Origin of the sequence: Proteus sp. G4380, from assembly GCF_963885725.1 — a bacterium.
In the GTDB taxonomy this organism is placed as follows: domain Bacteria; phylum Pseudomonadota; class Gammaproteobacteria; order Enterobacterales; family Enterobacteriaceae; genus Proteus; species Proteus mirabilis.
In genome coordinates, this window is sequence record NZ_CAWPAV010000022.1 from 17,861 (window position 1) to 31,955 (window position 14,095).

Here is a 14,095-nt window from a genome sequence, read left to right on the forward strand (position 1 = left end):
TTTTTTATTATTGCAGCGATAATGGCCATTTTAATTTATGCGCTTTATGATCATTCTTTTGTATGGCTTGTCACGGTGTCATATTCTATTAAATCCCTAATGAAAATAGGGACTCTTGATTATCTCTGGTTAGAGGCTCATAATTTAAGCAGATAGCTCCATTTTATTAATATAAAAGGATATTAAAGAAAGATGAACGATGATGTTGACCGATGTCCTGAGTGTCAAGTAAGGGCATACTATACGGATGATTTTGTCCGTGTTTACCAAGCCTATTCTACTACTATCGCTCAGAGCGCAGTCGCAAATGGTACTTTTGTTTCTCCCCCTTTTAGTATGACCCGTATGACTTGGGTAAAACCCTCCTTTCTTTGGATGATGTATCGCTCAGGGTGGGGGCGCAAAGATCCCAATCAAGCGTCTATTTTGGCTGTTGATATTACCCATGAAGGCTTTCAACAGATGCTAACACAAGGTGTGGTCAGTCATTTCGATCCAGACCACTATGTGAGTGCCAAAGAATGGCAAGAAGCAACAGAAACCAGTGATATTCGTATTCAGTGGGATCCTGAACGAGATATTTATCTTAATCGCTTAAGTTATCGCACCATTCAAATAGGGTTACGTAATCAAGCAGTAGAAAAATATTGCAATGAGTGGATTGTTAATATTACCGATATTACTGATAAAGTGCGTAAAATAGATACTTGTATTACTAATGGCGATCTAGATACTGCATATAGCTTACTTCCTATCGAGCAACCTTATCATTTTGCAAAATAATCTCGCCTAGAAAAACCCCCCGCCAATAGACTATGGGCGGGGTGATAAGACTAAACCTTCGCAAGCTGTGGGCGAACACCTAATGTATGGCAAATGGCGTAGGTCAATTCAGAGCGGTTAAGAGTGTAAAAATGGAAATCTTTCACGCCCTCACGGCTTAAAATTTTCACCATATCAATAGCGATAGAAGCCCCAACCAGTGCGCGAGTTTCTGGATCGTTATCTAAGCCATCAAACATTTTATGCATCCAACCGGGGATCTTCACATTGGTTAATCCGGCAAAACGTTTTAACTGTTTAAAATTGGTGACAGGTAAAATACCCGGAACAATTTCTACATCAATACCCGTTGAAACACAGCGATCACGAAAGCGTAAGTAACTTTCTACATCAAAGAAAAATTGTGTAATGGCTCGATTAGCGCCGGCATCTACTTTCTTTTTTAAATTAATAAGATCAGCCTGTGCGCTTTTAGCTTCGGGATGCACTTCTGGATAAGCAGCAACCGAAATATCAAAATCTCCTACATCTTTCAGTAAATGAACCAGATCAACGGCATACATATCTGGCTTCTGGCTGTTATCAGGTAAATCTCCCCGTAGCGCCACAATATGACGAATGCCACTTTGCCAATAGTCTTGGGCAATATGCTGTAATTCTTCACGACAGGCATCAATGCAGGTTAAATGTGGTGCCGCCTCAAGGCCTGTACGCTCTTTTATATCTTTAATAATGGCATGTGTTCTATCTCGTTCACCTGAATTTGCACCATAAGTGACCGAAACAAAGCTAGGTTTTAAGGTATTTAGACGAGCCAGTGATTGCCAGAGTGTATTTTCCATCTCTTGTGTGCGAGGAGGAAAAAACTCAAAAGAAACTTGGATCTGGCCATCTAATTCAGCAAGATTTTGATTAAGCGCTTCATGCTGGCTTGCGTGATAAAAGCTCATACCTATACCTCATCAATCGTTGTGTCACATGTTGTTATTGTTATTCCGTTAAGTATCGCTACTTATTTTTACCCATCTAACCATTTAGACGTCTAGATGTAGATTCTCTTAATTCGGTTATTTAGTCAACAGTTATTCACCTTAGTTTCAATGAGGATAATTCAATCGGAAGAAGAGAAAATTTCATGTTGCACGATGACAACCTTAAATAACGTAAAGTCGCAGAAGGGATACGTTTGAAGATTTTCTTCTATAATAAAATTAACTCATTGATTGAATGGGAGTAGAAATGATCACTTGTAAACGTGTCTATGATGATAAAGACGGTAAGCATGAAGGTTATCGTGTATTAGTGGATAGATTATGGCCTAGAGGGGTGAAAAAGAGCGATTTTCATTATGATGAATGGAATAAAGCGCTCGCGCCTTCTACTGAATTAAGAAAATGGTTTCATGAAAATGGCGATTTCACACAATTTACGGCTCGCTATATAAAAGAATTAGAAGCAATACCGGAAAGTTGGCAACCACTATTGAAGGTAGCCAAAGAAAAACCATTAGTATTACTGTATTCCGCTAAAGATGAAAAACAGAATAATGCTGTGGTTTTAATGGAATTTTTGCAAAAACAGTGCAAAACCAGCTGAAGCAATTATTGATGGGTTTGTCAGGTGTAATGTCAATAGCATCATATGCGGCAATAAAAAAAGTGGCGCTATTATCGCGCCACAAAAATTGCTAATAAGAACATTGAACAGAGTCAGAGAATATTTTACTGCATTATGCTGTGTGCGTATTTGCCTCTAACCATTGCGTAATACGTTGTTTTTGTTCATCATTAAGCCACATACCAAGTTTGGTACGACGCCAAATAGCATCATCAAGCTCAATCACCCACTCATGTTTAACTAAATAACGTAATTCAGCTTCGTAAAGATTATGACCGAAATTTTCGCCCATTCCGGCTAAATCAGTAATTCCTTCTAGCAACACTTCAGTATTGCTACCATAAGTGCGAGCAAAACGTAGTGCTAATGCTTCTGGTAACCAAGGATGACGTTGGCGAATAAGACGTGAATAGCCATCACGATCGTAACCTTCTAAGTTCCCCCCCGGTAATTGACCCTCTTTTGTCCACGCTTGACCCATATTAGGGAAATAAGCATTTAGCTTATCAACCGCGTGTTCACCGAGTTTACGATAAGTCGTTAATTTACCACCAAACACAGAGAGTAGTGGTGTTTTACCATTATCATCATGTACATCTAAGGTATAGTCACGAGTGATAGCTTGTGGCGAATCGGATTCGTCATCACATAATGGACGCACCCCTGAATAATTCCAGACGATATCGTCTTTGGTCAGTTGTTTCTTAAAGTGGTCGTTATAGACTTTTAATAAGTACTCAACTTCATTGTTATCAATAGCCACATCTTTTGGATCACCTTTGTATTCAACATCAGTGGTACCAATAATAGAGAACTCATCCATCCAAGGGATCACGAATACAATGCGGTTATCTTCATTTTGTAAGATATAGGCTTGGGGTTCATCGTGAGCACGTGGGATCACAATATGGCTACCTTTGATTAAGCGAATACCATAAGGTGATTTTAATTTTAACCCTTCATCGAATAATGTTTTAACCCAAGGACCGGCTGCATTCACTAATGCTTTTGCTTGATAGCGAGAAGTTTCACCGGTGCGTAAATCTTGTGCTTCCACCATCCATAAATCGTTTTCACGCCAAGCGCGCGTCACTTTGGTACGAGTACGAACTTCACCGCCACGACGAACGATCTCTTGCGCATTTAATACTACTAAACGAGCATCATCTACCCAACAGTCGGAATATTCAAAACCACGAGTTAATTCAGGTTTTAAGACAGAGTTAGCCCCGAATTTAATACTTTTACTGCCCGGTAAACTGACACGTTTGCCTAGGTGATCATAGAGGAATAAACCAATGCGGATCATCCATGCTGGGCGTAGATGGGGTTGATGCGGTAAACGGAAACGCATCGGAAATGCGATATGAGGCGCCAAACGCAATAAAACTTCACGTTCAGCCAATGCTTCACTGACTAAACGGAATTCGTAATGCTCTAAATAGCGTAAGCCACCATGAATTAATTTTGAGCTAGCGGAAGATGTTGCACTGGCTAAGTCTTGAGCTTCCAGCATTAATACTGAAAGGCCTCGGCCTGCTGCATCCGCCGCAATTCCAGCGCCGTTTATTCCGCCGCCGATGACAATCAAGTCTTTAGTTTCCATAACATCCTCCTAAAAATGCGCGAAATAATTCTTTAATGTTCGTTTTCGCTCATAATTGTAATGAATTTTGTTGGAAATGCCAACTATATAACCGATAAAAAACATTACTGCGTGATATAAATAACAATTTATTATCATATCCCTACATTTAGTGTGCTTATTAACTGAAAAGAACAAATGATGTTATTGATAAGAATAGGAAAGGGAATGGGGTTTGACAAAAGAATAAATAGGTAAAAAAGCGGAAAATTTTAGGAAAAAGTACCCCGAAAGGTACTTTTTAATAGAGGGTTATCCTAGCAAAGCTCAAGCTGAACGTTATGTTGTTCAATAATTTTTTGAATGCCAGATGGTGGCTCTTGGTCGGTGAAAAGGTAATCAATCAGATTCATATTACCAAGATTGACCATCGCGTTACGGCCAAATTTAGAGTGGTCGGTCACTAGCATAACACAACGAGAATTTTCGATAATAGCACGTTTAGTGCGGACTTCATGGTAGTCAAATTCCAACAAAGATCCGTCCATATCAATACCACTTATCCCTAAGATGCCGTAATCAAGGCGGAATTGAGAGATAAAATCCAGGGTGGCTTCACCGACAATACCACCATCACGGGTACGCACTTCGCCACCCGCTAAGATCAAGCGAAAGTCTTCTTTATCCATCAATAAAGTGGCGACATTCAGATTATTAGTGACGATACGTAGATTTTTATGGTTAATCAATGCATGGGCTACGGCTTCAGGGGTAGTACCAATATCAATAAATAGTGTTGCACCATCAGGAATTAAGCTAGCAACACGTTGGGCAATACGTGATTTTTCATCTGACCACATGATCTTACGGTCGTGGTAAGCGGCATTTACAGAGCTAGAGGGTAATGCAGCGCCTCCATGATGACGTTGGATTTTGTTCTTTTCCGCTAATTCATTTAGATCACGTCGGATAGTCTGTGGGCTGACCTCAAAATGTTCCACCAATTCTTCGGTGCTGACATAGCCTTGTAAGCGTACCAGTTCGATGATGGCATCATGCCGTTGTGTTTGCTTCACAGGTGTCCCCTAAAGTTAAAAATATCATGTTAATTTTATTATGATTGACGAGATAATTGATGTCGATTATCCCACAAAGCCATCAATAAGCCGATAAGGAAGCCGGCAAAATGTGCAGCATTTCCGATAGAATCACCTAAAACGCCCATATAACCCGCGATTATCCACAATATGGAAAAAACAATTAAGCCGGTAGGAACACCGATCCCTTTTTCTGGAGCCCGCAAACCTGTTAAGCCAACATAGCTAATTAGCGCGTAAACAACACCAGAAAGTCCACCAAAGTTGGATTCTGCAAACAGTGATTGTGCCCAATTACTAAATAGCGCAGAAATGAGCATAATGACAAATAATTTGCCTGTACCCAGTTGTTTTTCTGTTTGGCTGGCTAAATACCACCACATCGCTAAATTAAAGGCGATATGCATGAGCGAAAAGTGAACAAATGCTGGGGTGATATAACGCCATAGTTCAAAATCGAGACTAGCATCGTATGGCCATGCAAGGTGTAACATGACATTGTAATCGCCCACTATTTGCTGCCAGATAAAGACGAGCACACATAAGATTATGGTCAAAACCGTTAAAGGGCCTGATTGTTGCACCATGCTTTTGATTGAAAAAGCCGGGCGATATTGTAGACCCGTACGTTGAGGCGTACCTGTTTGCCAACTTGCCGCTTGGTAACGAGGGTGAAAAGGTTCACGAAGAAAGGTTTTTAGCTCACTTTCAACCTGATTGAGTTGTTGTTCGTTTTCCAACCAAAGGCTGACTTGTTGATTTTCTGTTTTTGCGTGGATCCGAACACCTTTTGTCGCCATATAATTGACGAACATATCAGCAAGTTGCGGGTTAGATAGTGTGATAATGTGGATCATTGAGAAACTCATCTGTAATTATTGCAGAGAAGTTATCGCTTGAGGAAACTCTCTTAGCCATGCTTCAAAACCGCCATTAATACTATATACGGTTTCAAAGCCCATATTGACCAGATATTGTGCTGCGCCTTGGCTACTATGACCGTGATAACACATCACCATCACAGGAACATCAAAATCCGCATCTTGTAGAAATTGGTTAAGCGTATCATTTGTTAAATGAAAAGCGCCAGTGGCATGACCAAGACGATAACTTTGCGGATCTCTTACATCAACTAAAATAGCCGATTGAGATACCCAAAATTGATAGGCTTGTTCAACACTAAGAAATTGAAAACTATCCATAATTGTCTTATTTATTATATTGTTAATTACATTGTTATGTTCTGAGCGAGAGAACGATATCACTATAATAACGTCAAATTAGTAAAGATGGCGTTACCTTTTGTAAATGATAATGGCATATACACAAATCCCCTAGGATATCTGTGCAGGTGAATATCAAAGGGGATTTGTAATAGAGGATCAGTAGTAGGAGTGATCACCACGTTGGTGTTCGGTTAAATCTTTCACGCCTTTTAACTCTTCTGGGAACAGGTTAAGTAGCTCTTTTTCGATACCATCTTTTAAAGTGACATCAATCATGGAGCAGCCATTACAACCACCACCGAATTGTAAGATAGCATAGCCATCTTCAGTGATTTCCATCAAGCTTACGCGGCCACCGTGACTCGCTAACTGTGGATTGATTTGTGATTGCAGTACATATTCAACACGTTCAATTAAAGGCGCATCGTCAGCCACTTTACGCATTTTTGCATTAGGTGCTTTTAATGTTAATTGTGAGCCTAATTGGTCTGTGACAAAGTCAATTTCTGCATCTTCTAAGAAAGGTGCACTGATGTCATCAACATAAGCAGAAAGTTTTTCAAATTTAATTTCTGTGTCGTTCGGCTCTACTGCATCGGGTGGACAGTAAGAAACGCCACACTCAGCGTTAGGTGTTCCTGGGTTAATGACAAAAACACGGATTTGAGTATTGGGTTCTTGATTAGCCAATAGTTTGGCGAAGTGTGCCTGTGCGGCATCAGTAATAGTAATCATATCGTCTTGCTCAATAGTTGACTGTTCTGGTTGGTTATCATACGCCCAATTGACGGTTAACTACAAGGTTCGGCAAATAGCCCATACCTCAACAGAGCGTGCTCCAGCACGAAATAGCAAAGGTACAATAGCATTGAGCGTCGCGCTTGTGGTGATAACATCATCAATCAGTGCCAGATCCTTGCCTGCCACTGACACTGTGCGATTTACGATAAAGGCATTATCTAAATTTTGTTGCCTTTGTTTGGCATTAAGATGTGTTTGTGCCAGTGTAGCACGAGTTCTTATCAAGGTATTAGGGTGATAAGGACAATTTAACCATCTTGCCAAAGGTTTAGCGATAGCCTCAACTTGGTCGAAGCCTCTACGCCAACGACGATGTCGATGTAGCGGTACGCTAATAATTTGCTCTGGCTTGCGAACTAAATTCTCGCGACGATGAGCAAGCCACCGTAATAAAAAAAGTTTCGCAAGACATAATGCTATCTGAGGGCGAGGATGATATTTATAAAGGTGTAATAATTTATTAAGCGGTGGGCGATAGTCAGTGACTGTCAACATCTGTTTCCAGCGAGGTGGTGATCGCAAACACCGTCCACACAATATCATTGAGTGGGTAGAGGGATACAAACATCCCGGACAACGATTATTTTGTTGTGGCAGATGACGAATACAACTTGAACAAATGCTGTGGTTACCATACCGCAATGGTTGACGACATAACCAGCAATATCCTGCTATTGTTATCAGCATAGTGCACATCCCTGTAAAATAAGAGAAGAGAGCATAACAATGAATAAATTGTATTGGCAGACTTTAGGTGAAGGAAAAACGCATCTTGTGCTGTTGCACGGATGGGGCTTGAATGCTCAGGTTTGGCAATCAATCATTACGCGATTAAGCTCGCATTTTACCCTGCATCTGGTTGATTTACCGGGATATGGCAGAAGCCAAGGTTTTCCTGTGCTAACGCTTAAAGAGATGGCTGATATTGTTTTTTCACAGGCACCTGAAAAAAAAGCCATTTGGCTAGGATGGTCATTAGGGGGATTAGTGGCAAGCCGTATTGCACTTGATAATCCTAATAATGTACGGGCGTTAATTACCGTTGCCTCTTCCCCTTGTTTTGCTGCTCATGAAGCATGGCCAGGAATTAAGCCAGACGTGTTAAAAGGTTTCGAGCAACAATTGAGTGATAACTTTCATCGAACGGTTGAGCGCTTTTTAGCCTTGCAAACACTCGGTACTCAAAGTGCTCGTAAAGATACTAAGGCCTTGAAAGCGGTCGTGTTGGCACAACCTTTGCCTTCCGTTGAAACATTAAACGGCGGGCTGGAAATTTTACGTACAGAAGATTTGCGAGAACAGCTTACTACCTTATGTTGTCCTTTTATTCGGCTTTATGGTTATTTAGATGGTTTAGTGCCAAGAAAAGTCGCAGCTTTATTAGATGCTCGTTATCCTGACTCTCCTTCGGTTATTTTTCGCCATGCCGCACATGCTCCCTTTATTTCTCATCCGGATGAATTTAGTGAGACCTTGTTAAAGCAGTGTGAGGCCTTATCAATTCTGGCATGAATAATGAAGAGGTTATAACGCTAATAGACTATTCAAGATGATATAGCGTTTCGCATTCTGGTGGGTTGGTTATGGTATCTAATATAGGGCAGGTTCGTTCAATAAAGGCGATAAAAGCTTCTATTTCTGTTTTACTATTATCTGCTTGGATATAGAAATGCGTCGTTATCTTACTAAAGCCGATTTTAGCCTGTTTATTCTTTCCCATAAAGCCATCGATATCTAGCTCGCCTTTTACCTCAATACGAATATTATGGAGATTAATATGGTGTAGGCGGGCGAAGCTCTTAGCAACAATGCATTTACAAGCACCGAGTGTGCCAAGTAGCGCTTCAACGGGGGTCATCGCGGTGTCGTTTCCACCCAATGAAATAGGCTCATCAAGTAATAATTGAAATTGGCGAGAAGCACATTGCATCTGCAACCCACCTTGTGTACCCGTAGAGATAATGGATGAGAATTCAGTAATCGGCATAATTTATTATCCTAATTAAGGTAAATGTATATAATTTCATTTTGGACATTTAGATGTCTTTATGGCTATTTAAGGATTGGATTATGCGCAGGTGGTGGGAAAAGTAAAATGAAGAATAACCAGCAAAAGTTGAAAAAAATTCATTTTGATTATCAGAAAAACCCCCTGTGAGATAGCAGGGGGATATGGAAGGTATGTGTTTAAAAGAGACAGTGAGTTAGGAGCGTAATTGATAAACTTTAGTCTGACATGCGGTGGCTTCAGGGCAGCTTTTACAGCTACCCACCAAGCACTCTTCTACATCGACCTCTTGTAATTTACCCATTAACGTAAGCCGCTCTAACATCGCTTTTACCATAGGTTCAGGCATATTAAGCTGATGGCTGACAAGACGAGCATCAGCCCGACCGTTAAGCGCGACACAATCACGAACTTGCATCAAACTTGCCATCTTATTTTTCCTTTTGTGACTTAGTGACAGCTACCTTGTTTACCACAGCACTGTTTCGCTAATGAGCGTTTGTTACTTAAATTAAAACTGAGACGATGACGAGATTTACGTAATAGTACAAAGACAATTAAGTTAAATATCAATACAGCAGCAATGGTGATGGTACTACTTTGTGGATGTTCGCTAAATGTCGCTGTTTGGTAGAATAACGCGGCAAGTGAGTAAGCAATATTTAATCCCCAAAGAATAGAGAATGTCATCCAACCACGACTGGTTTCACGAGCAATAGCCCCCATTACGGAGACACAAGGCACATATAGTAGAACGAAAATTAAGTAGCTATAGGCCGCTATTGCACTACCAAATTTGCTGCCCATGGTACCCATAGTCCCCGTATCCATTTCACCATCACCTTTACTTGCCTCAATAGGGTTGGAAAGCGCGGCGAATGTAAAGGTTTCTTTTAAGCTATCCCAAGTTTCAGCAAAGGCGTCACCAATTTCGCCCCATAGATCAAACTCTTCAGGAACGAAAGGTTCATTAACAATACTTTCTGCGGTGTACAGTGTATTTAATGTTCCCACAACCACTTCTTTTGCCATTGCCCCAGTGACTAAACCAACGGTAGCTTGCCAGTTATCGTTATGCACACCAATAGGTTGCAATAACGGAGTGATCACTTTACTGACGGAAGCGAGGGCAGAATCATTAATACTATCAGCCGCTTTACCGGAAAAAGTGAAGCTATTTAATGCACCAATAAACATACTGGCGATGATAATCACTTTACCCGCGCGGATAACAAAGCCTTTTAAACGTTGCCAAGTTTGTATTAATAAGGTTTTGATATGGGGAACGTGATAAACCGGCAACTCCATGACAAAAGGAGAAGCTTCACCTCGCATAATGGTATGTTTGAGTAGTAAACCCGTCAAAATAGCAACAAGGATCCCTAATAAATAAAGTGAAAAAACCACGCTGGCGCCATTTTTACCAAAGAATGCGGCAGCAAAAACAGCAAATATGGCTAAACGTGCGCCACAAGACATAAAGGGAGCCATTAAGATAGTAATTAATCGCTCTCTTGGGGCGTCTAGAGTACGTGCCCCCATAATGGATGGGACGTTACAACCAAATCCAACAATCAACGGTACAAAGGATTTACCGGGCAATCCTAGCGCTTGCATTAATCTATCCATCACGAAAGCAGCACGTGCCATATAGCCAGAGTCTTCAAGGATAGATAAAAAGAGATACATCATGCCGATTTGTGGTACCAGAGGGAGTACAGTATTAATACCACCACCAACACCTTGAGCAAGGAAAATAGTTAACCATTCAGGGAAATTGAATGTTGCACCTAGCCATTGGATCCCATGTATAAAGATAGCTTCAGAGCCACCTTCAAAAGCAGGCTGCAATGCTCCACCAATATTGATGGCAAGCACAAACATTAAATACATGACAAACAAGAAGATAGGAACACCTAACCAGCGATTTAATATCACTTTATCGATATTTTGTGTGAGCTGATTGGGCTTGATGGACTCCATATTAATGACTGCATGGCAAATACGCTCAATGTTTTGATAACGTGCATCGGCAATCACTAATTCTGGCTCATTACTATGCTCAGTTTGAATGCGCTGACGAATGGCTTTTATCTCTTGTGAGGTAATTTCAGCACGTTGATGAGTATAGATATCCCCTTCTAAACATTGTAATGCCATCCAACGGCGTTGCTGTAAATTGAATTCATCGTGATTAATTTTTTCAGCTAAAGATTCAACTTCGTTTAATAACCATGTTGGATAAGAAGTTAGTAACTCTTCGGGTTTTCTTTTGGTGGCTGGAAAGCTATCAATAGTGTCTTTCAGTTTATCAATCCCTGATGCCTTGGTTGATACCATAGGGATCACCGGACAACCGAGTTGTTCAGAAAGTACTTGAATATCAATTTGCATATTTTGGTGTTCAGCAATATCAAGCATATTCAGTGCCACGATACAGGGAATACCGAGTTCAAGCAGTTGTAATGTGAGATAAAGATTACGTTCAAGATTGGAAGCATCTACAACGTTAATCAACATATCCGCTTCATTACTTAAGATGAAGTGACAAGCAATTTGCTCATCCAGAGAGGTCTGTTCTGAAATTGTTGTTAAAGAATAAGTGCCCGGTAAGTCAACTAATTCAATTTTATGATTTTTGGTTGTAAAGCGACCTACCTTACGTTCAACAGTAACACCCGCCCAGTTACCGACACGTTGACGAGAGCCTGTTAACTGATTAAAAAGCGTTGTTTTACCCGCATTAGGATTACCGATAAGACCAATAGTAAGAGGAGTCATAATAGTGATGCCAGTAGTTGTATTGCCTGAGTAATTGATAAATAAGCTGTTATTTTTCGTTATGAGCGATTTCGCTAAGATTTATCAAAGCGAGATCTTTTTTACGCAAAATTAAAGAGACCCGATGAGTTTCAATTTGGATAGGATCACCTAAAGGTGCGATACGGATCACATTGAAAATAGCGCCTGGCAGCATCCCTAATGATAATAGCTTCTGCCGATAGGCAGGGCTAATTTGCGGGGAATAGCTGAGGATCTTGTAGCTATGATTTGGAATGAGAGACATAAAACGTCCTTCCACTAATTATATTGATACAAAAAATAATGATACTGATAATTATTAACGCATTTAAAAAGAAAACGCACAAGAAAAATAGGGTGATTAGGTAAATATTTAATGCAAATGAGAATTATAACCATCTTTATTGAGTATAATTTAGCCCACAATGGCTATGTGTTCTCTTGATGTACATCAATTTAATTTATAATAATGGTCGAAAAGCTATCAGATAAATGCCGTGAAGGCTGTACTGTTATTCATCAAAAAACAAACTGTAACAGTTAGAGATAATTGCGCATCATTAGTGTAACAATCAGTGAATGCTATTAACGGGATCTATCATCAAGGTCATACTGACAGATCCCGTTGCAGAGAATAGTGCTAGTTAATTAGTGGGATTAGTGAGTCTGCTGGTGGCTAAAAAGTTGATAAATCGTATTCGGGGTATAACTATAACCTTCATAAGAGATAACCCAATCAGTGATGAACGCAATATCAATGGGATAAATGCCACCTTCTTCCATTTCTTGTACATAGAATGGTACGTTAAGTAACTTAGCATAAATTCGGTCACCTTCTCGAGACTGAGGGATAAACCACATGTGCTCAAGCTCTTTTTCTTCCTTATCACCATAAGGAATACCAAACTTAATCATAAATTGCCATGGGCTCTCAGTTTCTTCATTGCTCTCTTTACTACCTAATAATTTTGCCAAGAAACCGGTTTTTTTCTCTACGGGGGGCTGATGGTAGTTATCAAACATGGAGAGAAAATATTGCCAACGCCTTTTGGCCTTTTCTGCCATTTCGTAGGTTTCTTCGTTACTGCGTAGTAGCATCATGGCTTGTTGTTCTTCATAACCTTTAAAGAAAGTTTCTAAAATAGGGTTTTCTTCATTAGTTCTAAATAACATCGATGATGGGTGCTGATGATATTCGTCTCTATCAGCCATATCGCCCAGAAATACGCCATGTGGTGCCCCTTGAGTGTTATAACGCATCTCTTCTAATGGTCTAAGACTATCTAAAGGTGTGGACTGATTAACGTGACGTATACCTTCTTCAAAGGGTAGCGCGACTAAATATTCTAATCCTGACGAAGTTTGTCCACAAAGCATCGGCTCGCCAAATTCAATTTGGCGGTTGTTAATACTGTTATTGACGAAGCAACGGAAAAGATCAGGAATACCGTAGTAAGATTCCAACATGCTTGGGATCACTAAATCAACTTCAGTTAAGCCACAACGTTGCAAGCCATGGGTATGAAACCAGAACATGGTTGGTGGATCATTTTCTGTATCGTAAACTGCATGAATAACATACAAACTTTCTACTTCAGGATAGAGATCGGGTGTCTCCAATTGAAAACGTATCCATTCGGGAGTTAATCCTTTACCTGCGGCAGATTCATCCAGTGCGAGGATCATTTCTGGCGCAATTATGTTCAGTAGATTGAGCTGATGGCGATAACTCGCTAAAGGATGTAGGGTGTCAGAGAACATCGTTTCTAATAAGATGTCTTGAGTGGTGGCATTGGCATGGGCTAATAGCTCAGGAGTCATCTCATCTGTCGCATACATAGGACGTATTTGATAATCTTCTGATCGTGGTAGCAGGCAGATAAAAAAATGGAGCTCATCATCGCCATGTTGGCAATGATAGAAAAAACCTTCATCAAGATCATCACTAAGATAGCTTATCTCACCATCTGTGTATTCGGTCTGTTCCTCTAGGCGTTGTTCTATCAATGCATAGTTTAGTGGCTGTGCAGGGAATGCCACTATACGAGAGGGCTCTTTTTTTCCTTGCCCTGCGGCGATATCTAAATAGTGTTGTTTATTATCCATACTTATTATTACTCGTATATTAAAAGAAGAAAAATAGAATATCAGGGTTATTTAATAAGAAATAGATAGA

Annotated in this window: 15 protein-coding genes; 3 read left to right on the forward strand and 12 right to left on the reverse strand. The window is 40.3% G+C overall.

Annotated elements, in window-relative coordinates:
* The first annotated feature begins 192 nt into the window (after positions 1–192).
* Positions 193–783, forward strand: a complete 591-nt coding sequence (locus AACU98_RS01300; RefSeq protein WP_004246743.1) for a DUF4291 domain-containing protein — start codon at positions 193–195, stop codon at positions 781–783.
* 50 nt (positions 784–833) lie between these two features.
* On the opposite strand, the gene metF is transcribed toward AACU98_RS01300, so the two are convergent.
* Positions 834–1,733 carry a methylenetetrahydrofolate reductase gene (metF, locus tag AACU98_RS01305; RefSeq protein WP_004246744.1) on the reverse strand — a complete coding sequence of 300 codons (900 nt, stop codon included), beginning with the start codon at positions 1,731–1,733 and terminating at the stop codon, positions 834–836.
* A gap of 289 nt (positions 1,734–2,022) precedes the next feature.
* Between metF and AACU98_RS01310 the strand changes: the two genes are divergently transcribed.
* Positions 2,023–2,379 carry a DUF488 domain-containing protein gene (locus AACU98_RS01310; protein ID WP_004249056.1) on the forward strand — a complete coding sequence of 119 codons (357 nt, stop codon included), beginning with the start codon at positions 2,023–2,025 and terminating at the stop codon, positions 2,377–2,379.
* Positions 2,380–2,512: 133 nt separating this feature from the next.
* Here AACU98_RS01310 and glpD read toward each other — a convergent pair whose 3' ends face one another.
* The 6 genes from glpD to AACU98_RS01340 all read right to left on the reverse strand — a co-directional run bounded on the left by glpD (position 2,513) and on the right by AACU98_RS01340 (position 7,796).
* Positions 2,513–4,006, reverse strand: coding sequence for a glycerol-3-phosphate dehydrogenase (gene glpD / locus AACU98_RS01315; protein ID WP_004246748.1), 1,494 nt, complete (start codon positions 4,004–4,006; stop codon positions 2,513–2,515).
* Positions 4,007–4,302: 296 nt separating this feature from the next.
* Positions 4,303–5,061 (reverse strand): DeoR/GlpR family transcriptional regulator, encoded by a 759-nt coding sequence (locus tag AACU98_RS01320; RefSeq protein ID WP_004246753.1) that lies wholly within the window; start codon positions 5,059–5,061, stop codon positions 4,303–4,305.
* A gap of 38 nt (positions 5,062–5,099) precedes the next feature.
* Positions 5,100–5,939: a rhomboid family intramembrane serine protease GlpG gene (gene glpG / locus AACU98_RS01325; RefSeq protein WP_004246754.1), complete on the reverse strand. Its 840-nt coding sequence runs from the start codon at positions 5,937–5,939 to the stop codon at positions 5,100–5,102.
* Positions 5,940–5,957: 18 nt separating this feature from the next.
* Entirely contained in the window at positions 5,958–6,284 is a 327-nt protein-coding gene (glpE, locus tag AACU98_RS01330; RefSeq protein ID WP_004249057.1) for a thiosulfate sulfurtransferase GlpE, read from the reverse strand.
* Positions 6,285–6,464: 180 nt separating this feature from the next.
* Positions 6,465–7,043: a Fe-S biogenesis protein NfuA gene (gene nfuA / locus AACU98_RS01335; protein ID WP_004246756.1), complete on the reverse strand. Its 579-nt coding sequence runs from the start codon at positions 7,041–7,043 to the stop codon at positions 6,465–6,467.
* A 60-nt stretch (positions 7,044–7,103) separates the two neighbouring features.
* Positions 7,104–7,796 (reverse strand): DNA utilization protein GntX, encoded by a 693-nt coding sequence (locus AACU98_RS01340; RefSeq protein WP_017827133.1) that lies wholly within the window; start codon positions 7,794–7,796, stop codon positions 7,104–7,106.
* Positions 7,797–7,835: 39 nt separating this feature from the next.
* Between AACU98_RS01340 and bioH the strand changes: the two genes are divergently transcribed.
* On the forward strand, positions 7,836–8,621 hold the full coding sequence (gene bioH / locus AACU98_RS01345; RefSeq protein ID WP_161735386.1) for a pimeloyl-ACP methyl ester esterase BioH: 786 nt from the start codon (positions 7,836–7,838) through the stop codon (positions 8,619–8,621).
* Positions 8,622–8,649: 28 nt separating this feature from the next.
* Here bioH and AACU98_RS01350 read toward each other — a convergent pair whose 3' ends face one another.
* The 5 genes from AACU98_RS01350 to AACU98_RS01370 all read right to left on the reverse strand — a co-directional run bounded on the left by AACU98_RS01350 (position 8,650) and on the right by AACU98_RS01370 (position 14,025).
* A complete protein-coding gene (locus AACU98_RS01350; protein WP_004246759.1) occupies positions 8,650–9,096 on the reverse strand; it encodes an OsmC family protein in 447 nt (148 codons plus the stop codon).
* A gap of 217 nt (positions 9,097–9,313) precedes the next feature.
* Complete coding sequence (locus tag AACU98_RS01355; protein WP_004246761.1) at positions 9,314–9,547, reverse strand: FeoC-like transcriptional regulator; 234 nt, start codon at positions 9,545–9,547, stop codon at positions 9,314–9,316.
* A gap of 20 nt (positions 9,548–9,567) precedes the next feature.
* Positions 9,568–11,898, reverse strand: a complete 2,331-nt coding sequence (feoB, locus tag AACU98_RS01360; protein ID WP_161735388.1) for a Fe(2+) transporter permease subunit FeoB — start codon at positions 11,896–11,898, stop codon at positions 9,568–9,570.
* A 49-nt stretch (positions 11,899–11,947) separates the two neighbouring features.
* Entirely contained in the window at positions 11,948–12,184 is a 237-nt protein-coding gene (gene feoA / locus AACU98_RS01365; RefSeq protein WP_004246763.1) for a ferrous iron transporter A, read from the reverse strand.
* A 392-nt stretch (positions 12,185–12,576) separates the two neighbouring features.
* A complete protein-coding gene (locus tag AACU98_RS01370) occupies positions 12,577–14,025 on the reverse strand; it encodes a DUF4026 domain-containing protein (protein WP_004249059.1) in 1,449 nt (482 codons plus the stop codon).
* Positions 14,026–14,095: the final 70 nt, after the last annotated feature.

Coding starts and splice junctions, on each gene's coding strand:
- glpE (WP_004249057.1), bottom strand. CDS start 6,284: ATGGATAGTTTTCAATTTCTTAGTGTTGAACAAGCCTATCAATTTTGG.
- AACU98_RS01355 (WP_004246761.1), bottom strand. CDS start 9,547: ATGGCAAGTTTGATGCAAGTTCGTGATTGTGTCGCGCTTAACGGTCGG.
- feoB (WP_161735388.1), bottom strand. CDS start 11,898: ATGACTCCTCTTACTATTGGTCTTATCGGTAATCCTAATGCGGGTAAA.
- metF (WP_004246744.1), bottom strand. CDS start 1,733: ATGAGCTTTTATCACGCAAGCCAGCATGAAGCGCTTAATCAAAATCTT.
- AACU98_RS01310 (WP_004249056.1), top strand. CDS start 2,023: ATGATCACTTGTAAACGTGTCTATGATGATAAAGACGGTAAGCATGAA.
- bioH (WP_161735386.1), top strand. CDS start 7,836: ATGAATAAATTGTATTGGCAGACTTTAGGTGAAGGAAAAACGCATCTT.
- AACU98_RS01350 (WP_004246759.1), bottom strand. CDS start 9,096: ATGCCGATTACTGAATTCTCATCCATTATCTCTACGGGTACACAAGGT.
- AACU98_RS01300 (WP_004246743.1), top strand. CDS start 193: ATGAACGATGATGTTGACCGATGTCCTGAGTGTCAAGTAAGGGCATAC.
- glpD (WP_004246748.1), bottom strand. CDS start 4,006: ATGGAAACTAAAGACTTGATTGTCATCGGCGGCGGAATAAACGGCGCT.
- AACU98_RS01370 (WP_004249059.1), bottom strand. CDS start 14,025: ATGGATAATAAACAACACTATTTAGATATCGCCGCAGGGCAAGGAAAA.
- feoA (WP_004246763.1), bottom strand. CDS start 12,184: ATGTCTCTCATTCCAAATCATAGCTACAAGATCCTCAGCTATTCCCCG.
- nfuA (WP_004246756.1), bottom strand. CDS start 7,043: ATGATTACTATTACTGATGCCGCACAGGCACACTTCGCCAAACTATTG.
- glpG (WP_004246754.1), bottom strand. CDS start 5,939: ATGATCCACATTATCACACTATCTAACCCGCAACTTGCTGATATGTTC.
- AACU98_RS01340 (WP_017827133.1), bottom strand. CDS start 7,796: ATGCTGATAACAATAGCAGGATATTGCTGGTTATGTCGTCAACCATTG.